The following is a 19,741-nucleotide window of genomic DNA, read 5'->3' on the forward strand; positions in this document are numbered from 1 at the left end:
CCCCGGCCGCCGGATCCACGGGTCAGCGTTCGCCGAAACCGTCGTCGATGAGCGCGCGGAGCTCGACGAGCGCGGGGTGGGCCTGCGGGCCCGTCGCGCTCACGCGCACGCGCGATCCGCGGCGCACCCCCAGCGCCATGAGCGCCAGCAGGCTGCGCGCCGACACCTCTTCGCCGCCCGCGTCGAGGTCGACGATGCGGATGTCGGCGTCGTACCGCGACGCGGCCTTGACGAAGGTCGCGGCGGGCCGTGCGTGCAGACCCGACGGATTCGTGACGACCGCCTCGAACGATTCCGCGTCCGGCGACGCGCCTCCGGATGCCGGGACTCCGTCGCCCGCGTCGCGCCCGTCGTCCTGCTCGTCGGCTGCGTCACCGAGGTGACGTCTCTTCGCCTCGCCCGCTCCGGACACCTCCGTCGCCACCGCCGCGAGGTCGGCACCGCCGGCCGCGGTGACCACCGCGGCCACGAGCCCCTCCACGAACGGCGCCGAACTCAACCGCACGCGTTCGGGAGCGCCGACGAACTCGAGCGCCGTCTCGGCGCTGAGGATCGCCGAGCCCAGGTCCATGAGCACGAGTACGCCGTCGCCCGTGTCGGCCTCGTCGACGGCTTCGGCGATGGCCACGGCATCCGTCCCGAGATCGCCGTCAGGCCCGCCCGCGGCCACCCGCACCACCGGCGGTTCCGCGCCGCCCATCTGGAGGGCGAGCTCGACCGCCGCCTCGGCGAGGGCGCGGCTGTGCGAGACGGCGACGATGCCGATCACTCGGCGCCCGCCAGCGTGTCGCGCAGGGCCTCGAGGAGCAGGGTCGACGAGGCCGCCCCCGGATCGAGGTGCCCGGCGCTGCGCTCGCCCAGGTAGCTCGCACGCCCCTTGCGGGCGACGAGCGGTTCGGTCGCGTCGCGGCCGCGCGCGGCGGCCTCCGCGGCCGCACGGGCCGCCTCGGCCGGGGTCGCGCCGCCGTCGACCGCGGCGTCCCACGCGCCCACTGCCGGGGAGAGGGCGTCGATCATGGTCTTGTCGCCGAGCTCGGCCTTACCGCGCGCGACGACCCCGTCCACGCCGGCGCGCAGGGCTGCGCCCAGCGAGGCGGCATCCACCTCGTCGGATGACAGGGCGGGGCCCATGCGCAGGAACAGCGTCCCGTACAGGGGGCCGCTGGCACCGCCGACCGACGAGACCAGGGTCATGCCGACGGTCTTGAACAGCTCGGAGGCGCTCGCCGGCGGGTCATCGAGCTTGGCGACCACCGCGTCGAGACCGCGCGCCATGTTGGAGCCGTGGTCGGCGTCGCCGATCTCGGAGTCCAGGCGCGTCAGCTCGTCTTTGTGCTGCCGCACGGCCTCGCGGAACGCGCGGATCCAGGCGACGAGGTCGTCGGTCGAGACGGCGCCGCTCACGCGCCCCACCGGAGTCCCGGGGTGACGACGGGCGCGTCCCACAGCCTCAGCATCTCGTCGTCGGCCTTGACGACCGTGAGCGAGGCGCCGGCCATGTCGAGGCTCGTGATGTAGTCGCCGACGAGCACCCGCTTGACCTCGACGCCGGCCTCCGCCAGCAGCGGTGCGATCTCGCCGTACAGCAGGTACTGCTCGATCAAGGGCGTCCCGCCCAAGCCGGACAGCAGCACGATCGCCGGTCCCACGGGCTCGCCGAAGTCGTGCACGACGGGATCGACCATCAGCCTCGCGATCTCGTGAGCGGATGCCAGTTTCACCCGTGAGCGACCGGGTTCGCCGTGGATGCCGACTCCGACCTCCATCTCGTCGTCGGGGAGTTCGAAGGTGGGGCGGCCCGCGGCGGGGACGGTGCAACTGGTCAGTGCCACGCCCATCGATCGGCCCGCGGCCGACACGCGCCGCGCGAGCTCGGCGACGGTGGCGAGGTCGGCGCCCTCCTCCGCCATCGCGCCGACGATCTTCTCGAGGATGACCGTGGTGCCGGTGCCGCGGCGGCCGGCGGTCCAGGTGGAGTCCGTGACGGCGACGTCGTCGGCGACCACGACGGACTCGACCTGCACGCCTTCGGCGGCGGCGAGCTCGGCGGCCATCTCGAAGTTCAGCACGTCGCCGGTGTAGTTCTTCACGATGTGCAGCACCCCGGCCCCGGAATCCACCGCCTGCGTCGCCGCGAGCACCTGATCGGGCGTCGGAGACGTGAACACCTCACCGGCGGCGGCGGCGTCGAGCATGCCCCGCCCCACGAACCCGCCGTGCAGCGGCTCGTGTCCGGAACCCCCACCCGACACGAGCGCGACCTTCCCCGCTGGCGTCGGCTCCGCGCGCGAGATGACCCGGTTATCGGCATCCACTTTCAGCTCGGGGTAGGCGGCTTCGATTCCCCGCAGGGCCTCGGCCAGTACGTTGCCCGGGTCGTTCACGAACTTCTTCACGGTGCCTCCTCGTCGTGGCGTCGACGGCGCGAGCCGTCGCACACCCGACGATGCTCGTCGGCCGCCGTCGCGTCAAGGGTGGGGAGCGCGAGGTCAGAGGCGTTCGTGCGGGAGGACCTGCTTGATGCGCTCGATCGGATTCTGCGCGGGGGCCTCGTTGTAGGCGCCCGCGAGTTCCTGCTCGCTGAGAGCGTGGATCGCGGCCATGATCTCGTCGGTCGCTCCGCGGCGGGCGCGTCCCGACGACGCGGGGCCGTGAGGTGACAGGTCGAGTGGCGTGCCGAAGCGCACCGTGATGCGCGGCTTCGTGCTCGGGAACTTCGCGCCGACGGGCATGACCGCGTCGGTGCCGATGAGACCCACCGGGACGACCGACGCGCCGGTCTGCAGCGCCAGGAACGCCACGCCGGTGCGGCCCTTGTACAGCCGACCGTCGAGCGAGCGTGTGCCTTCGGGGTACAGCGCCACCGCGCGGCCGTCTTCGAGCAGGGCCCGCTGCTGGTCGAGGGCCTCGAGGGCTTTCTGGCCTGCTCCGCGTTCGACGCCGATCGCGCCGATCGCGGTGAAGAACTGTCGTGACGCCCACTTCTCGAAGTACGCCGCCTTCGCCATGAAGTGCACCGGCCGGGGGGCGGCCACCGGGATCGCGATGGAGTCGATGAACGACAGGTGATTGCTGGCGAAGATGACGGGACCGGTGCGCGGGACGTTCTCGCGCCCCTCGATGCGCGGGCGATAGACGGCGCGGGCCAGCGGCGCGATGAGGGAGCGCCCGAGGAGGTAGGTGGCGCCCATCTGCTGCGGCCGTGCTGCGGGGGGTTCGGCGGGCAGGTCGGAACTCACCCGACGAGATTACTCGCCGCCGCATACCCGCGCGCGCATGAGGACTCCCGGGCGCGATACCCGCGCGCACGAGGACTCCCAGGCGCGACCAAGCGGAATGCGCCAAGATGGAATCTTCCCCGCTCCCTTCGAGAGGTCTCCCGTGCGCTTCCGCCCGTTCGCTTCCCTGTCCGTCGCCGCCGCCGCGGCGTTGCTGCTGGCGGGGTGCGCCGGTTCACCCGACCAGGCGCAGAGCCCGGATGCCACGACCGGGACGGCCGACGCCGGGCAGTGCCAGGCCCCCCTCGCCGAAGCCCCCGCGCCCGAGGGACTCACGGTCGCGGGCGACTTCCAATCGAAGGTCGACGTGACCCTTCCCGACGCCTACGCCCCCGCGGAGCTGCAGCGCACCACCCTGATCGAGGGGTCCGGCGAGCAGGTGCAGGCGGGCGATGTGCTCAAGGCCAACTTCACGCTGGTGGACGCTGCGAGCGGCGCCGTTCAGCTGCAGTCGATCGAATCGGCGCCCGACGGCATGGACACACTCATCTCGTCGCAGCAGATCTTCGGCGCCTCGCTCCAGTGCGCGACGATCGGCTCGCGAACCGTGTCGTCCTTCCCTGCGGGAGCCCTCGGTGAAGGCTCGCCCGCTTTCGTCCTCATCGCGGACGCGATCGAAGAGCTGCCCACGCGCGCCGAAGGCGCCGAAGTCGCCCCCGTCGAGGGCTTGCCGACCGTGACCTTGGCCGACGACGGTGCACCCACGATCACCGTCCCCGGCACGCCCGCGCCCGCCGAGACGCGCATCGAGAACCTGCGGAAGGGCTCCGGCGACGTGGTCAACCCCGGCGACACGGTCATCGTGCAGTACACCGGCGTCCTCTACGACGGCGGCACCGTCTTCGACTCCAGCTGGGACCGGGGCGAGCCGGCGCAGTTCGCGACGACGGGCGTGGTGCCCGGGTTCAAGAAGGCGCTCGAAGGGCAGACGGTCGGCTCCCAGGTCGTCGCGGTGATCCCCGCCGTCGACGGCTACGGCGACCAGGCGTCGGGCTCGATCCCGGCGAACTCCGCGCTCGTCTTCGTCGTGGACATCCTCGGCGTGCAGCACGCCACCGAAGCCGCTCAGTAGGCTGACGGCATGCGTCGCGTCCTCATCCTCGGTTCCACCGGCTCGATCGGGACGCAGGCACTCGACGTCATCCGCGCCAATCCCGACCGCTTCGACGTGGTGGGGTTGGCCGCGGGGAGCGACCGCGCCGGCGTCGAGGCCCAGGCCGACGCTTTCGGCGTCGAGCACATCGCGCTGGGCGCCGTCGAGGCGGAGCAGCTGGTTCGCGACGTCGAGGCAGACGTGGTGCTCAATGGCATCACCGGCTCCGTGGGACTCGGACCCACGATCGCCGCGCTCGAAGAGGGGCGCACGCTCGCCCTCGCCAACAAGGAGTCATTGATCGTCGGCGGCGACCTCGTCACGGCGCTCGCCGCTCCGGGCCAGATCGTGCCCGTCGACTCCGAGCACTCCGCCATCGCGCAGGCGCTGCGTTCGGGGGAGCAGCACGAGGTGCGCCGGTTGGTGCTGACGGCATCCGGCGGTCCCTTCCGCGGTCGTTCGCGAGAACAGCTCGTCGACGTCACCCCCGCTCAGGCGCTCGCCCACCCGACGTGGGACATGGGTCGCGTCGTCACGACCAACTCGGCGACGCTCGTGAACAAGGGCCTCGAGGTCATCGAGGCGCACCTGCTGTTCGACGTCGCCTACGACCGCATCGACGTCACGGTGCACCCGCAGTCGATCGTGCACTCGATGGTCGAGTTCGTCGACGGGTCGACCATCGCGCAGGCCTCGCCGCCCGACATGCGCCTGCCCATCTCGCTCGGCCTCGACTGGCCGCACCGCATCGGGGGCGTCGGCGCCCCGCTCGACTGGACGCGCGCGTCGCAGTGGACGTTCGAGCCGCTCGACGAGGAGGCCTTCGGCTCGGTCGCCCTGGCCAAACGTGTCGGGCGCGCGGGAGCGACGTTCCCGGCGGTCTTCAACGCCGCCAACGAGCAGGCCGTCGATGCGTTCCACGAGGGGCGCCTCGGCTTCCTCGACATCGTCGAGCTCATCGAACGGGTCGTGGAACGGCACGAGGCGCCGGCGGCTCTCACGCGTGAGTCCCTCGCCGAGGCCGAGGCGTGGGCGCGCCGAACGGCTGACGAGATCATCGCCGCGCGTTGACCCGGCGACCGGAGGCCACGGTGGCTTCGACGGGCTCAAACCACCTCGCGGGAGCTGACGGCCCTGAGTAGACCCCTGCGCCTGCCGAAGGGACCGGATGCGCGTCGGAATGCGGGTCCGCCTCACGCGGGGAAGTCGACCGGGCGCTCGGGGTCGGACGACGGGGTGCTGTCGGCGGGGTAGGGCACCGGCCACTGCGGGTCGGGCACGGGCCAGCCGGCCGCGCGCAGCGCACGACGTGAGAGCTCCCGCGCCGAGTACGGGGTGCGCACCCCGCGGATGTCGCGGTAGTCCTGGTGGCCGGGACCTGCCCACAGGATCGCATCGCCCGGGCCCACGCGCTTCACCGCCTCGAGGATCGCGCGCTCCGGCGGCGTGAACGCGAGGATCTCGGCGTCGGGGCGTGCGCGGCGCGCACCCTCGACGAGCACCGCGCGGATGGCATCCGGATCCTCGCGCCGGGGATGGTGATCGGTGATGATGAGGATGTCGCTGCCGAGCACCGCGGTGCGGCCCATGTCGTGGCGCTTGGTGGCGTCGCGATCGCCGTCGGCGCCGAAGACCATGACCACCGAGCCGGGGGTCACCCGGCGGACGGCCGCGAGCGTCTTCTCGAACGCGTCGGGGGAGTGGCCGAAGTCGACGTAGACCGCCGGTCCTTCGGCTCCGGACACGAGCTGCGTGCGTCCGGGGAGCGAGGCGTCGATGCGGCCACCGTCGAGCGTCTGCACGAGGCGCTCCCAGGCGTACCCGGTCTCGAGCAGCATGACGATCGCGAGACCCGCGTTGGCGGCCATGTGCCGACCGATGACCGGCACCACGGTCGTCAGACGGCGGCCGTCGCGCGCGCGAAGCGTGAACTCGGTGCCCTCCTGGCGCTCGTCGACGATGTCGACCGTCCAGTCGGCGTCGACCGCCGGGTCTTCGGCGATCGCCGGGGTGATGATCGTGACGACCGGGATCTCGGCCCGCGCGGCGATCTCGGCGCCCGCCGAGGAGTCGAGGCAGACCACGCCCCGGCGCGAACGATCCGAACGGAACAGCGGCAGCTTCGCCTCGAAGTAATCGCTCATGTCGGCGTAGTCGTCGAGATGGTCGTGGGTGAGGTTGGTGAAACCCGCGACGTCGAACACGAGCCCGTCGACGCGGTGGCGGGTGAGTGCCTGCGCGCTCACCTCGACTGCGACGGCCTCGACGCCGCGCTCGCGCATGAGGGCGAGGAGGGCGTGGAACTCGGATGCCTCGGGCGTGGTCAGGCGCGAGACGATGACCTCGCCGGCGATGTGGCGCTCGGCCGTCGACGACAGGCCCGTGACGACGCCGAGCTGGGCGAGGATCCCCTCGAGCAGGTGCGACACGCTCGTCTTGCCGTTGGTGCCGGTCGTGGCCAGCAACTGCGGCAGGTCGTCGCCGGCGCCGGTGCCGTACACCCACGCCGACAGGTCGCCCAGCAGCGCCCGGGGGTCATCGACGACGACGATCGGAAGACCGGCGGATGCGGCGATGTCGGCGCCGTCGGCGTCGGTGATGACGGCTACCGCACCGCGTTCGGCGGCCGTCGCGGCGAAATCGGCGCCGTGACGATTGACGCCGCGGATGGCGACGAAGGCCTCGCCCGCGCGCAGATCGGCGGTGGCGAGGGTGATGCCGGTCAGGGTGGTCCCCTCGACGTCACCGACGCTGCGTACGCCGAAGCGTCGGGCGAGTTCCGCGAGGTCGCGGCGGGGCGGTCGCTCCGGCCGGAGCACGGGCGGGAGGTTCGAGGGCGCGTCGGTCGGCATCCCGTCCATTGTCTCATCCGGCGCCGCACAGACACCGCATCGCCGTCGCACGGGCGGTTCAAAGCCGAGCGGAGGTATGGTCACCGGGTGACCGCGATCGCCTTCCTCATCGGCGTGCTCGTGCTCGTGATCGGCCTGGCCGTCTCGATCGCCCTGCACGAGGTCGGGCATCTGCTGCCCGCCAAGCTCTTCGGCGTGCGCGTCGGCCAGTACATGATCGGGTTCGGCCCCACCCTGTGGTCGAAGCGCGTGGGCGAGACCGAGTACGGATTCAAGCTCCTGCCGCTCGGTGGGTTCATCTCGATGGCGGGCATGTATCCACCCGCCCCCGAGGGGGAGGAGCCGACGAGACGTCGCTCCCGCTTCTTCGCCACGATGGTGCAGGACGCACGCGACGCCAACGCCGAGACCCTGGTCGCCGCCGACGATCGCGTCTTCTACAAGCTGCCGGTGTGGAAGCGCGTCGTCGTCATGCTCGGCGGCCCGGTCATGAACCTGCTGCTCGCCTTCGTGCTCTCGGCCGTCGCCGTCAGCGGCATCGGCATCGCGACCACCACCACGACCGTCGCATCGGTGTCGCAGTGCGTCATCCCCGCGAGCGAGGACCGCACCGATTGCACCTCGGCCGACCCGGTCGCACCCGCGGCCGCCGCCGGCATCCAACCGGGTGACGTCGTCGTGTCGGTCGACGGTCGAGCGGTGTCGACCTTCGCCGAGGCGGCCGCCATCATCCAGGACGCACCCGGTCAGGCGCTTCCCGTCGTGATCGAGCGCGACGGTGCCACGCAGACGGTCACCGTCACCCCCGAGCGCACCGACCGCGCCGTCACCGACGCGCAGGGACAACCGGTGAGGGATGCCGCCGGAGCGATCGAGTACGAGAGCGTCGGTTTCGCGGGGCTCCGCGCTCAGCAGGCTCTCGTGCCCCAGCCGATCTGGGTGGGTCCCGAGGCGACGATCCAACAGGTGGGCGCCGTCGCGCAGATCATGACGCAGCTGCCGGTGCGCATCTACGACACCGCCGCCGACCTCGTCACCGGTCAGCCGCGCGACCCGAATGGACCGCTCAGCGTCGTGGGCGCCGGCCGTCTCGCGGGCGAGTACGCCGCTGTCGACGCGCCGATCCTCGCGCGCGTGCAGTCGATCATCGGTCTGCTGGCGGCGCTGAACATCGCACTGTTCGTCTTCAACCTCATCCCCCTGCTTCCGCTCGACGGCGGGCACGTCGTGGTGGCCCTTTGGGACGGCCTCAAGCGCTGGATCGCGCGCCTGCGGGGGAAGGTCGCGCGGCCGGTGGATGCCACCAAGCTCGTCCCCGTGACCTTCGTCGTCGTCGTGCTGCTCATCGGCATGGGCGGAGTGCTGTTCCTCGCCGACGTCTTCAACCCGGTGCAGTTGCTCTGACGGGTACGGCTGACGTCGACGGGCTCAGCTTCCGGGGATCGAGAGGTCCCTGAGTTAGTCGAAGGGTCCGGGCGACTTGCGGCGTGGTGGCTTCGACAGGCTCAGCCACCTCGGGCGGGCCGTCAGAGGGCGTGGGCGATGAGACGCTCCAGCGTGCGCATGCCGTCGCGCGACAGGATCGACTCGAGGTGTCCCTGCACGCTGGCGAACTCCCGCCCGCGCATCGCGTAGACGTCACCCGTCTCAGGGTCGGCCGCGACCTCGGCGGGCAGATCGAGCGTGAGCGTCTCGGGATCGACGGCGAGGGGGAACGGCGACTCCGCACCGGACGCCTCCCCGTTGGCCCTCGCACCCCTGATCCACAAGCCACGCTCGGTCGTCCCGGGCGCAACGCGCGCGGTGAAGGTGTTGTAGAACCCGATCGATGCCGCTTCGCCGAACACGTCGACGCTCTTCTGCAGCCCCTGGTGCGGCTGCGCGAGGGGAGCGAGGTCGATGCCGAGCTGGTCGGCGAGGATCTGGTGGCTCAGGCAGACGGCGAGCAGCGGAGAGCGGCTCAGCAGGCGGCGCGAGACGACACGGTGCATCGCACTCATGCGGGGGCTGTCGTCGCGCGGGTCGCCGGGCCCGGGGCCCGAGACGACGAGGTCGGCGGCGTCGATCTCGGCATCCGTCACCTCCGACCAGTGCACGATGCGGGTGTCGAGGCCGAGATGGCGCAGCTGGTGCGCGAGCATCGTGGTGAAACGGTCCTCGGCATCCACGACGAGAGCCGTTCGGCCGGCGAACGGACCGGAGCCGTCGGGGTCCTGCGGGTTCATCCAGAACGGCGCGAGGCGATCATTGCGGGATGCCAGCAGCTCGGCGATCTCGGGGTCCTCGCCCAGCGGGCGGCGCGGCGCGACAGGGGCGTCGGGGTCGGCGTCGACGGGCGCCGCGGGGACGGGCGCGGCCGGCGCGCTGTCTCGGGGGATCGCCCCGATGGCCCCGAGCACACCCGCGGCCTTGCCGTGGGTCTCGCCCACCTCGCCGTACGGGTCGGAGTGGCGCACGAGTGTCGCGCCGACCGGCACGCGGAGGCGGCCGTCGACGAGATACGCGGTACGGATGAGGATGGGCGCGTCGAGGTCGTGCGTGGGGCCCTCGGTCGCACCGTTCGGGGTGAACAGCGCGGCGACGCCGGAGTAGTAGCCACGCGGCGTGGACTCGTGGCGGGCGATGACCGTGCACGCGTTCTGCATCGGGGAGCCGGTGACGGTGGGCGCGAACATCGTCTCGCGCAGGATGTCACGGGGGTCGAGGTCGCTGCGCCCGCGCAGCATGTACTCGGTGTGCGTGAGGCGCGACATCTCTTTGAGGTGCGGACCGGTGATGCGCCCGCCGTCGCTGCAGACGGCGCTCATCATCTTCAGTTCCTCGTCGACGACCATGAAGAGCTCCTCGGTCTCTTTGGTCGAACGCAGGAACTCCGCCAGCGTGTCGGCGGTCGCGCCGCCCGCGGGGTGGCGGAAGGTACCCGAGATGGGGTTCATCGTGACGATGCCGTCCTTGGCGCTGACGTGCGCCTCGGGGCTCGCTCCGACCGCGATGTGCCCGTCGGTGACGACGGCGAAGGTCCAGTAGGCGCCCTTCTCGTGCTCGAGCAACGCGCGGAACCACGTCAGCGCGGCGATGCGCGGATCGACGTCGACCCCGGCGACGAAATCGCGGCGGATGACGAAGTTGGCGCCCTCGCCGCGACCGATCTCCTCGGCGATGACGCGACGGACGATGTCGGCGTATTCCTCGTCGGCGATGTCGAAACCGGCTCCGGTCAAGGGGACGGGGGAGGAAGGGAGGGATGCCATGGCCTCGGCGCGCGGGACGGCGACGCGCTCGTCGATGACGAGGCAGCGCAGCGGCGCGGCGTCGTCGTGGCAGACGAAGCCGCGCTCGCGCACCTGGCGGTAGGGCACGAGGGCGAGGACCTCGCGCGGGGTGCCTTCGGCATCCGTCAGGGGGATGTCGGCGAGCAGCTCGACGTCGACGACGTCACCGGTGAGCACCTCGACGGTCGCGTCGTCGCGGGCGATCAACGCGAAGGGGACGGTGCCGGCGGCGAGGTCGAGGAGCAGAGAGGAGGGGTCGGGCCCGGTCATCGAGAGTCTTTCCATCTGTGAGGGAGGGTCCAAAGCGGCCGCCGAAAACACGAAGACCGCCCGGGTTCCCCAGGGGGAGGGCGGTCTGTTGCATGCGTGCGCACCGCCTAGACGGTGGGCCACCAGGGTGTGTACGCGCGCATGGCGCCGAACCTACCACAGGGCGTCTTCAGCCTCCGTGCGGGACCCGAGGCGTAGGCTGAACGGCGTGCCTGCAGTGAACATCGGGATGCCCCGCGTGCCGGAGGTCCTCGCGCCTCGTCGGAAGACTCGTCAGATCAAGGTCGGCAAGGTGCTCGTCGGCGGTAACGCGCCGGTCAGCGTGCAGTCCATGTGCACGACCCCGACCACCAACATCAACGCGACACTGCAGCAGATCGCCGAGCTCACGGCATCCGGTTGCGAGATCGTGCGCGTGGCCGTGCCGTCGCAGGACGACGCGGATGTGCTGCACATCATCGCGAAGAAGAGCCAGATCCCGGTCATCGCCGACATCCACTTCCAGCCGAAGTACGTCTTCCAGGCGATCGACGCCGGCTGCGGCGCGGTGCGCGTGAACCCGGGCAACATCCGCAAGTTCGACGACCAGGTCGGCGCGATCGCGAAGGCGGCCAAGGCCGCGAACGTGTCGCTGCGCATCGGCGTCAACGCCGGGTCGCTCGATCGCCGCCTGCTCGAGAAGTACGGCAAGGCCACGCCCGAGGCGCTCGTGGAGAGCGCCGTGTGGGAGGCCTCGCTGTTCGAGGAGCACGACTTCCACGACTTCAAGATCTCGGTCAAGCACAACGACCCGATCGTCATGGTGAAGGCCTACCGCCTGCTCGCCGAGCGGGGCGACTGGCCCCTTCACCTCGGTGTGACCGAGGCCGGACCCGCGTTCCAGGGCACGATCAAGAGCGCCACGGCGTTCGGCATCCTGCTGTCGGAGGGCATCGGCGACACGATCCGCGTCTCGCTCTCGGCCCCGCCCGCCGAAGAGGTCAAGGTCGGCCACCAGATCCTGCAGTCGCTGAACCTCCGCGAGCGCAAGCTCGAGATCGTCTCGTGCCCCTCGTGCGGCCGTGCGCAGGTCGACGTCTACACGCTCGCCGACGATGTCACCGAGGGCCTCAAGGACATGACCGTGCCGCTGCGCGTGGCCGTCATGGGCTGCGTCGTGAACGGCCCCGGCGAAGCGCGCGACGCCGACCTCGGTGTCGCGTCGGGCAACGGCAAGGGCCAGATCTTCGTCAAGGGCGAGGTCGTCAAGACCGTTCCCGAGTCGGAGATCGTGCAGACGCTCATCGCCGAGGCGAACCGCCTCGCCGCCGAGATGGGCCCCGACGCCGCCACCGGCACCGCTCAGGTCATCACGGCCTGAGTCGGCTCTCGCCCGGCCGCCGCGCGCAACGGCGTCGCTGGCGCGCTGCAGGGTTCCGCTAGCGTCGGGATTCTCATGACCGAGAATCCCGCCGCCTCTCTCACTCGCCCGCTCATCGCCGGGGTCGTCACCGCCCTCGTCGGCTTCACCAGCACCTTCGCGGTCGTGCTGACGGGCCTCCGGGCCGTCGGTGCCACCCCGGAACAGGCGGCGAGCGGTCTGCTCGCCATCACGCTCGTCGTCGGCCTGGGATGCATCCTGCTCGCTGGGCGCTATCGCATCCCGATCACCGTCGCGTGGTCGACGCCGGGGGTCGCGTTGCTCGCGGCGACGGGCTCGGTCGACGGGGGATGGCCGGCGGTCGTCGGCGGGTTCCTCGTGTCGGCGGCGCTCATCCTGTGCACGGCGCTCTTCCCTCCTCTCGGCGCCCTCATCGCCCGTATCCCTCCTTCCATCGCGCAGGCGATGCTCGCGGGGGTGCTGCTTCCGCTGTGCGTGGCGCCGTTCGTCGGTGTCGTCGACGACCCGTGGGGCGTCGCGCCGGTGCTGATCGTCTGGCTCGTGGCATCCCGTCTCCTGCCGCGCTGGGCGGTGCCGCTGGCCTTCGTCGCGGCGATCGTCGTCGTGGCCGTCGAACTCGCCCGCACGGGCGTCGAGATGGATGGCGCGACCCTGCTGCCCCGGCTGGAGTTCACGCTGCCGACGCTCACCGTGGGGTCGGTGGTCGGCATCGCCTTGCCCCTGTTCGTGGTGACGATGGCGTCGCAGAACGTGCCGGGCGTCGCCGTCATGCGCAGCCTCGGTTACACGATCCCGTGGCGTCCGGCCATGCTCGTGACCGGGCTCGGGTCGGCCGCGGCCGCCGGCTTCGGCGGGCACGCGATGAACCTCGGGGCGATCAGCGCGGCGATCGCCGCGGGACCGGATTCGCACCCCGACCCGAAGCGCCGGTGGGTGGCGGGCGTCTCCGCGGGCGGCACGTATCTGGTGCTGGGCGCACTGTCGGCGGCGTTCGCTGCGATCGTGCTGCTGGCCCCCGCCGGCGTCATCCCCGCCGTCGCGGGCGTCGCGCTGTTCGGTGCGTTCGGTTCGGCGGTGCAACAGGCCATCGACGACCCGGGGGAGCGGGTGCCCGCGGTCGTGACGTTCCTCGTCGCGGCATCCGGGATCGCGGTGTTCGGGGTGAGCGCAGCGTTCTGGGCGCTCGTGGCGGGTCTCGTGGTGCGTACCGTGCTGCACGTGGGAAAGCGCGCGGGCTGAGGCTGCCCCATCGTTCTCGCGCAGGGCGGCGGAGCGTGCGCGCTGAGACTGCCCGATCGTTCCCGTGCGGGGCGGTGGGTGGGAGGCTCGCGAGTCGGTCCTGCCGTTCGCACGCGGGGCGACGGTGAGCCTGGGGACTGAGCCCGGCTCGCCTCAGTGCAGGGCGCCCGCGGGGGTCGAGAGGTCGTCGGCAACCTCGACACAGGTGCGCACCGCGATCTCGAGCGCCCGCGCGATGTCGGCGAGGGGGAGCGCGGGGGCGCCTTCGGGGGCCTCTTCACGGGCGTACGGCACATGCACGAACCCTGCCCGAACACCGGGCGCGGCGGCATCCAGTGCGGTGAACATCACGTGATTGCAGACGAACGTGCCGGCGGAATGCGAGACGGCGGACGGGATGCCGGCGGCGGCCACGGCCGCCGCGATGGCCTTGACGGGAATCGTCGCGAAGTAGGCCGCAGGGCCGCCGGGCACCACCGCCAGGTCGACGGGCTGCGCGCCGTCGTTGTCGGGGATCCGCGCATCGGCGAGGTTGACGGCCACCCGTTCGGGGGTGACCTGGCTCCGGCCGCCGGCGAGCCCCGTCGCGACGACGATGTCGGGGCGGTGCACGGCGATGAGCGCACGCAGGCGCGCCGACGCCGCGTCGAAAGCGACCGGCAGCACGTCGACGACCAACCGCTCCGGCCCGCGCCAGCCCGCGGCGACCGTGTTCACCGCGTCGCCGGACGGATTCGTGGCATCGCCCGCGAACGGCTCGAACCCGGTGAGCAGGATCGTGGTCATCGCTCCAGGCTATGTCGCGGTCCCGCAGTCGGGTCGGTCGGCGTCGGAGCGCGTGGTGAGACGGGGGCGCCGCCGCGGGTCGTCCGCCCTCCGCGGGGGTGACGCCGGGCGTGCCGGGGGTTGCTGCGGCCATGGTCGCCGCGCTGTTGTCGTTTCGTTATCGGGTGGGGGAACCGATGCCCGTCTGGCGGACACTTCTGAGTGTGGATGATGACGACGCCGGGCTCTGGACCCGGGTGCGCCAAGGCGACGAGCTCGCGCTCGCCGCGCTGTTCGATCGGCACGAGGCGCGTCTGTTCCGGCATGCGTCGCGGTTGCTGACGCACCGGGAGGATGCGAAGGATGCCGTGACGGTGGCGTTCTTCGAGCTGTGGCGCAAGCGCGTCACGGTGCGTCTGGTGGATGGGTCGCCGTTGCCGTGGCTGCTGACGACGGTGGCGCATTGCGCTCGGAACTTGGAGCGTTCGAGTCGGCGGTATCGGGCGCTGCTCGACCGGGCGCCGGTGGCGGAGGCGGTGCCGTCGGCGGGGCATGACGACAGTGGTGTGCTGTCGGCGTTGAAGCGTCTGCCCGAACGGGAGCAGGCGGTCATGGTGCTGTCGGTGCTGGAGGGGTACGCCGAGCGCGAGGTGGCGGAGGCCCTGGGAATTCCTGCCGGGACCGTGAAGTCGCGGTTGGCCCGCGCGAAAGCGAAACTGCGCGATGAGCTCGCGCTGGAAGGGGTTCGGGCATGAACGACGAACTGACGCCCTCCGAGCGTTCGGCATTGCGCGCTCAGATCCTGGGTGGTGCGCGCGGGATCAAGCCGGTCGGCGCGCACCGGAACGCGGTGATCGCGGGATCCATCGCCGCGGTGCTCGTGGTCGCCATCGCCGGGGGAGTGGCCGCGACGTCGACGCTCAGCGCCCCGCCCGTGGCGACGACACCGGCGCCGAGTGCGACCGCCTCCACCGAGCCCTCGCCGACTCTCGCGCCCACCACGACCCCGACGTCCTCGCCCAACTCGACTCCGACTGCCCCGGCCGTCGCTTTCGGCGGCGACTGCTCCGCGGTGCTCGACGACGCAGCGGCATCGGCCCTCGTGGGTGCGGACGTCCGGCTGTCCCCCGGCCTGCCGGTGTGGGATAGCGACGTTCTCGGCGGGATCTCGTGCCAGTGGCGCGGCGAGGCCCCGGAGGACTGGCGGGCGCTGAACATCACCGTTCTTCCATGGTCGGTCGTTCCTGAGCAGGTGCGGGCTCGCGTAGACGGTGTTCCGGTGTGCGAGGGAGGCGGCCCGTGCGACTATTCGCAACGGTTCGGCAACACGTGGGTCGTCGCCGATGCCGATGATTCCGCGGTCGCCGTGCGCGCGGTTGCGGAGGTCGGATCGAAGCCCGCCGCCTCGGCGGTGGGCGAGCGGCCTCTTCGAGCCGACGCCTGGAGCCTCGGGGACTGCCGGGAGCAGATCGGTGGTGCGGTGGGAACGACGCTCGGCCGCGACGACCTCGGACCCCTCGGGACCGACAACGTGCCTCAGGGGCAGGTATGGGACGTCCTCGAGGCCCGAGGTGCGGCGGCCTGGTGTTCTTTCGCGCCCACGTCCTACGACGAGACGGCGCCTCCCTTCCTCCGCGTCAGCATCGGGGCGGGCGAGGTGTCGGACGCGCGCGAGGTCGAGCGCTTCGGCGGCACCCCGGTCACGGTGACGGGAGCACGGGCCGCGTGGTGGCTCGCGCGTGCCGACGGCAACGGGGGGAGCGTGCGCGCGGACGCGTCCGGAGGGGTGATCGACGTCGATGTGAACAACCTGACCGAGCAGCGGGCGCGCGAGGTCGCGGCGGCCATCATCGCCGCGCTGGGCTGAGTCCGTGGCATCCTCAACGCTCACCCACGCGGCCTAGACTCGACTCTCGTGGTCACCCGTCTGTCGAACTACTTCCTCCGCACGCTCCGCGAAGATCCCTCGGATGCCGAGGTCACGAGTCACCGTCTGCTCGTGCGCGCCGGTTACATCCGCCGCAACGCCCCGGGCATCTTCGCGTGGCTGCCGCTGGGCCTGAAGGTCAAGGCCAAGATCGAGACGGTCGTGCGCGAAGAGATGGCGAATGCCGGGGCCTTCGAGGTGCATTTCCCGGCGCTCCTTCCCCGTGAACCGTACGAGGTCACGGGCCGCTGGGAGGAGTACGGCGATGCGCTGTTCCGCCTGCAGGACCGAAAGGGCGCCGACTACCTGCTCGCGCCGACGCACGAAGAGATGTTCACTCTGCTGGTGAAGGACCTCTACTCGTCGTACAAAGACCTGCCGCTGACGCTCTACCAGATCCAGGACAAGTACCGCGATGAGGCGCGACCCCGCGCCGGACTCCTGCGCGGCCGCGAGTTCACGATGAAAGACGCCTATTCGTTCGACGCGACGGATGCCGGGCTCGACGCCTCGTACCAGGCGCAGCGCGACGCCTACGAGCGCATCTTCACCCGCCTCGGTCTCGAATACGTCATCGTCGCCGCCGACGCGGGCGCGATGGGCGGCTCGAAGTCGGAGGAGTTCCTGCACCCGACCCCCATCGGCGAAGACACCTTCGTGCGCTCCGCCGGCGGCTACGCGGCCAACGTCGAGGCGTTCACGACCGTCGCCCCCGAGGCGCTGCCCATCGATGGACAGCCGGATGCCGAGATCTTCGACTCGCCGAACACCCCGACGATTGCGACCCTCGTCGATCACTCGAACGCCCACCTCGACGCGCCCGCCGCCGGTATCGCCGGCCCGGCGACCGACGGGGTCACCGAGTGGACCGCCGCCCACACGCTGAAGAACGTCGTGATGGCCCTCACCCACCTCGACGGCACGCGCGAGCTCGTCGTCGTGGGTCTTCCCGGCGACCGCGACGTCGACGACAAGCGCGTCGAGGTCGCCTTCGCACCCGCCGAGGTCGAAGCCGCCACCGAGGCCGACTTCGCGAAGCACCCCCTGCTGGTCAAGGGCTACATCGGCCCCTGGTCGCCGACGGGCGCCGTGCTGGGCGAGGAGTCGGCCACGAAGATCCGCTACGTGCTCGACCCCCGCGTCGTCGACGGCACCGCGTGGATCACCGGCGCGAACATCGACCAGAAGCACGTGCACTCCCTCGTCGCCGGCCGGGACTTCGTCGGCGACGGCTTCGTCGAGGTCGCCACCGTCCGACCCGGCGATCCGGCTCCCGACGGCTCCGGCCCGGTGGAATTGGCGCGTGGCATGGAGATCGGTCACGTGTTCCAGCTCGGCCGCAAGTACGCCGAGGCGCTCGGGCTGAAGGTGCTCGACGAGAACGGCAAGCTCGCCACCGTCACGATGGGCTCGTACGGCATCGGCGTCACCCGCATCCTCGCGATCATCGCCGAGCTCAACAACGACGCCAAGGGCCTCATCTGGCCCGAGTCGGTCGCCCCGTTCGACGTGCACGTCGTGGCCACCGGTCGTGACGCGGTCGCGTTCGAGCTCGCGGCATCCGTCTCGGATCAGCTCGAGGCCGCCGGCCTCGACGTGCTCTACGACGACCGCCCCAAGGTCTCGCCGGGTGTCAAGTTCGGCGACGCCGAGCTCGTCGGCATCCCGCGCATCCTCATCGTCGGTCGCGGCGCCGCCGAGGGCCAGGTCGAGCTCTGGGACCGCCGCACGGGCGAGCGCGAGACCGTCCCGGTCGCCGACGCGGTGGCTGCGCTCACGCGCTGAGGCTCTTGCGGAACGGCATCCCCGGCGGACGACAGGGGGATGCCGTTCCGCCTTCTCCGGGCGTGCGCGCCGGTAGCGTGGATGCCATGATCGCCGCCCCCCGCCTGTCGCTGTCCGACGGCTCCACGATCCCGCAGCTCGGTATCGGCACCTACAAGGTGCCCGCCGACGTCACCGCCGACCTGGTCGAGGGGGCGCTCGCCGCAGGCTATCGGCACGTCGACACCGCCGCCCTCTACGGCAACGAGACCGAGGTCGGGGAGGGGCTGCGCGCTTCGGGCCTCGACCGCGACGACGTGTTCGTCACCACCAAGGTGTGGAACGACGACCAGGGCTTCGACGAGACGCTGCGCGCGTTCGACGCGAGCAGCGCGCGCCTGGGCCTCGACCGGGTCGACCTGTACCTCATCCACTGGCCCATCCCCAGTGCCGACCGGTACGTCGACACGTGGCGCGCTCTGCTGCGGTTGCAGCAGGAAGGGCGGGCGACCTCGATCGGCGTCAGCAACTTCTCGATCGCGCACCTCGAGCGCCTCCGCACCGAGACCGGTGTGCTGCCGGCGGTGAACCAGGTCGAGCTGCACCCGCGCTTTCCGCAGGACGCGCTCGTCGACTGGGACACCGCGAACGGCATCGTCACGGAGTCGTGGGCACCGCTGGCGCGCGGCGGACTGCTCGACGAGCCCGTGCTCGCGCGGATCGCCGAGCGCTACGGCAAGACCCCGGCGCAGGTCGTGGTGCGGTGGCATCTCGACCGGGGGTTGGTGGTGTTCCCCAAGTCGGTGTCGCTGGAGCGCATCCGCGAGAACGGCGACGTGTTCGACTTCACCCTCGCCGCCGACGATCACGTTGCGATCGCCGGACTCGACACGGGAGAGCGCACGGGGCGCGACCCCGCTCTCGACTGAGTCCGCCGCGCAGGACGCGGCCGAGCGTCCGCGCCCCTGGGGGACCGAACGGCATCCGCGAACCAGACTCCCGCGGGGTGCTCGGGCGCTACGCGTCCAACCGCGCATAGCGCGCACGGAAGACCGTGAACACGCCGTACCCGAGGAATCCGAGCCCCACGAGCAGGGCGAGGAACGGACCCGCGGGCAGCTCGATCAGCGCGGATACCGCCCCGTCGAGGCCGCCCGCGGTGTCGGGTTCGATCCGTACGGCGGCGATGACCAGCAGTACGCCCACGACGACGAGCGCCACGCCCTTCGCGAGGAACCCCACCACCCCCAGCGCGCTGAGCACGTGACCTCCCACGCCGTCGGGCAGCCGCACTTTGCTGTGGAACGAGCGCCGAAGGCCCATCCACCCGAACCCGATGCCCACGCCCGCCACAGCCAGTCCCACCGTCCCCAGGATGAACCCGCCGATCGGGAGGGTGAGCGCGACCTCGCTGGCGTCCTCCGCCGCCTGCTCCGCGTGGGGGCGGGCGCCGAGGGCGACGGACGCCGAGATCACACCGATCACGATGAAGACGACGCCCTGCGGCGCCTCGGCGGCGACCCGTGCGAGGCGCTTCCACCCGGAGAGGCCGCGTGGGGCGACGGCCTGCAGCAGGTGCCAACATCCCAGGGCCACGAGGCCCAGGGCCAGCGCCCCGAGCGCCACCGCCCCGAGCGGCAGGGCCGCCACGGCGCGGAAGGCGCCCGTCTGATCCGTGTCTTCCGCCGCGCCGAAACCCACGGCGAGCACGAGCCCGCCGATGAGCAGATGCAGGATGCCGTTGGCGACGTAGCCCGCGCGGGCGGCGACGCGGAAGGCGGTGTTGGCCTCGGCGTCACGCGCGACGGAGCGGGCGGAGGAGGGCACCCCGGAACCGTACGGCCTCGTGCCGCACCGCGCCACTCGCTTGCGCTCGGGGGACGGGCCCCCATGGGGAGGA

General features: G+C 71.6%; 17 protein-coding genes. 9 read left to right on the top strand and 8 right to left on the bottom strand.

The annotated features are described in order from the left end of the window. Positions 1–22: 22 nt before the first annotated feature. The 4 genes from dhaM to ACXKZF_RS05035 all read right to left on the bottom strand — a co-directional run bounded on the left by dhaM (position 23) and on the right by ACXKZF_RS05035 (position 3,239). Positions 23–769, bottom strand: coding sequence for a dihydroxyacetone kinase phosphoryl donor subunit DhaM (dhaM, locus tag ACXKZF_RS05020; RefSeq protein WP_488985573.1), 747 nt, complete (start codon positions 767–769; stop codon positions 23–25). Then, complete coding sequence (gene dhaL, locus ACXKZF_RS05025) at positions 766–1,404, bottom strand: dihydroxyacetone kinase subunit DhaL (RefSeq protein WP_488985574.1); 639 nt, start codon at positions 1,402–1,404, stop codon at positions 766–768. The genes dhaM and dhaL overlap by 4 nt, the downstream gene beginning before the upstream one ends. Then, complete coding sequence (gene dhaK / locus ACXKZF_RS05030; RefSeq protein WP_488985575.1) at positions 1,401–2,396, bottom strand: dihydroxyacetone kinase subunit DhaK; 996 nt, start codon at positions 2,394–2,396, stop codon at positions 1,401–1,403. The genes dhaL and dhaK overlap by 4 nt, the downstream gene beginning before the upstream one ends. Positions 2,397–2,489: 93 nt before the next feature. Next, positions 2,490–3,239 carry a lysophospholipid acyltransferase family protein gene (locus tag ACXKZF_RS05035; RefSeq protein WP_488985576.1) on the bottom strand — a complete coding sequence of 250 codons (750 nt, stop codon included), beginning with the start codon at positions 3,237–3,239 and terminating at the stop codon, positions 2,490–2,492. Between the two features lie 97 nt (positions 3,240–3,336). Between ACXKZF_RS05035 and ACXKZF_RS05040 the strand changes: the two genes are divergently transcribed. Continuing rightward, positions 3,337–4,350: an FKBP-type peptidyl-prolyl cis-trans isomerase gene (locus tag ACXKZF_RS05040; RefSeq protein WP_082485038.1), complete on the top strand. Its 1,014-nt coding sequence runs from the start codon at positions 3,337–3,339 to the stop codon at positions 4,348–4,350. 9 nt (positions 4,351–4,359) lie between these two features. Then, positions 4,360–5,442 carry a 1-deoxy-D-xylulose-5-phosphate reductoisomerase gene (gene dxr, locus ACXKZF_RS05045; protein WP_055958034.1) on the top strand — a complete coding sequence of 361 codons (1,083 nt, stop codon included), beginning with the start codon at positions 4,360–4,362 and terminating at the stop codon, positions 5,440–5,442. Positions 5,443–5,564: 122 nt separating this feature from the next. Here the strand turns inward: dxr and ACXKZF_RS05050 are convergent, their stop codons facing one another. Beyond that, complete coding sequence (locus tag ACXKZF_RS05050) at positions 5,565–7,223, bottom strand: Mur ligase family protein (protein ID WP_488985577.1); 1,659 nt, start codon at positions 7,221–7,223, stop codon at positions 5,565–5,567. Positions 7,224–7,310: 87 nt separating this feature from the next. Between ACXKZF_RS05050 and ACXKZF_RS05055 the strand changes: the two genes are divergently transcribed. After that, positions 7,311–8,627 (top strand): M50 family metallopeptidase, encoded by a 1,317-nt coding sequence (locus ACXKZF_RS05055; protein WP_488985578.1) that lies wholly within the window; start codon positions 7,311–7,313, stop codon positions 8,625–8,627. Positions 8,628–8,749: 122 nt separating this feature from the next. On the opposite strand, the gene ACXKZF_RS05060 is transcribed toward ACXKZF_RS05055, so the two are convergent. Continuing rightward, positions 8,750–10,765 carry an anthranilate synthase family protein gene (locus ACXKZF_RS05060; protein ID WP_488985579.1) on the bottom strand — a complete coding sequence of 672 codons (2,016 nt, stop codon included), beginning with the start codon at positions 10,763–10,765 and terminating at the stop codon, positions 8,750–8,752. A 208-nt stretch (positions 10,766–10,973) separates the two neighbouring features. On the opposite strand from ACXKZF_RS05060, the gene ispG reads away from it, so the two are divergent. Then, the gene (gene ispG, locus ACXKZF_RS05065) at positions 10,974–12,125 is read left to right on the top strand and encodes a flavodoxin-dependent (E)-4-hydroxy-3-methylbut-2-enyl-diphosphate synthase (RefSeq protein WP_243223610.1); all 1,152 of its coding nucleotides are present in this window, start codon (positions 10,974–10,976) and stop codon (positions 12,123–12,125) included. A 75-nt stretch (positions 12,126–12,200) separates the two neighbouring features. Then, positions 12,201–13,385 (top strand): benzoate/H(+) symporter BenE family transporter, encoded by a 1,185-nt coding sequence (locus tag ACXKZF_RS05070; RefSeq protein ID WP_488985580.1) that lies wholly within the window; start codon positions 12,201–12,203, stop codon positions 13,383–13,385. A gap of 153 nt (positions 13,386–13,538) precedes the next feature. Here the strand turns inward: ACXKZF_RS05070 and pcp are convergent, their stop codons facing one another. Next, on the bottom strand, positions 13,539–14,171 hold the full coding sequence (gene pcp, locus ACXKZF_RS05075) for a pyroglutamyl-peptidase I (RefSeq protein WP_314452751.1): 633 nt from the start codon (positions 14,169–14,171) through the stop codon (positions 13,539–13,541). Positions 14,172–14,302: 131 nt separating this feature from the next. On the opposite strand from pcp, the gene ACXKZF_RS05080 reads away from it, so the two are divergent. The 4 genes from ACXKZF_RS05080 (at position 14,303) to ACXKZF_RS05095 (ending at position 18,770) form a co-directional block, all read left to right on the top strand. Further along, a complete protein-coding gene (locus ACXKZF_RS05080) occupies positions 14,303–14,905 on the top strand; it encodes an RNA polymerase sigma factor (RefSeq protein WP_488985581.1) in 603 nt (200 codons plus the stop codon). Then, entirely contained in the window at positions 14,902–16,017 is a 1,116-nt protein-coding gene (locus ACXKZF_RS05085) for a hypothetical protein (protein ID WP_314452756.1), read from the top strand. The genes ACXKZF_RS05080 and ACXKZF_RS05085 overlap by 4 nt, the downstream gene beginning before the upstream one ends. A 48-nt stretch (positions 16,018–16,065) precedes the next feature. Further along, positions 16,066–17,862 carry a proline--tRNA ligase gene (locus ACXKZF_RS05090; RefSeq protein WP_488985582.1) on the top strand — a complete coding sequence of 599 codons (1,797 nt, stop codon included), beginning with the start codon at positions 16,066–16,068 and terminating at the stop codon, positions 17,860–17,862. Between the two features lie 86 nt (positions 17,863–17,948). Next, positions 17,949–18,770 (top strand): aldo/keto reductase, encoded by an 822-nt coding sequence (locus ACXKZF_RS05095; protein ID WP_488985583.1) that lies wholly within the window; start codon positions 17,949–17,951, stop codon positions 18,768–18,770. Positions 18,771–18,858: 88 nt separating this feature from the next. Here the strand turns inward: ACXKZF_RS05095 and ACXKZF_RS05100 are convergent, their stop codons facing one another. Then, the gene (locus ACXKZF_RS05100) at positions 18,859–19,668 is read right to left on the bottom strand and encodes a DUF1206 domain-containing protein (protein WP_488985584.1); all 810 of its coding nucleotides are present in this window, start codon (positions 19,666–19,668) and stop codon (positions 18,859–18,861) included. Positions 19,669–19,741: the final 73 nt, after the last annotated feature.

The sequence above is a fragment of the Microbacterium sp. ABR10 genome (genome assembly GCF_057812175.1).

Excerpts from the sequence above, each read along its gene's own strand:
- ACXKZF_RS05085 (WP_314452756.1), top strand. The coding sequence starts at position 14,902 with ATGAACGACGAACTGACGCCCTCCGAGCGTTCGGCATTGCGCGCTCAG.
- dxr (WP_055958034.1), top strand. The coding sequence starts at position 4,360 with ATGCGTCGCGTCCTCATCCTCGGTTCCACCGGCTCGATCGGGACGCAG.
- ACXKZF_RS05095 (WP_488985583.1), top strand. The coding sequence starts at position 17,949 with ATGATCGCCGCCCCCCGCCTGTCGCTGTCCGACGGCTCCACGATCCCG.
- ACXKZF_RS05070 (WP_488985580.1), top strand. The coding sequence starts at position 12,201 with ATGACCGAGAATCCCGCCGCCTCTCTCACTCGCCCGCTCATCGCCGGG.
- ACXKZF_RS05060 (WP_488985579.1), bottom strand. The coding sequence starts at position 10,765 with ATGACCGGGCCCGACCCCTCCTCTCTGCTCCTCGACCTCGCCGCCGGC.
- pcp (WP_314452751.1), bottom strand. The coding sequence starts at position 14,171 with ATGACCACGATCCTGCTCACCGGGTTCGAGCCGTTCGCGGGCGATGCC.
- ACXKZF_RS05080 (WP_488985581.1), top strand. The coding sequence starts at position 14,303 with ATGGTCGCCGCGCTGTTGTCGTTTCGTTATCGGGTGGGGGAACCGATG.
- ACXKZF_RS05050 (WP_488985577.1), bottom strand. The coding sequence starts at position 7,223 with ATGCCGACCGACGCGCCCTCGAACCTCCCGCCCGTGCTCCGGCCGGAG.
- ACXKZF_RS05040 (WP_082485038.1), top strand. The coding sequence starts at position 3,337 with ATGCGCCAAGATGGAATCTTCCCCGCTCCCTTCGAGAGGTCTCCCGTG.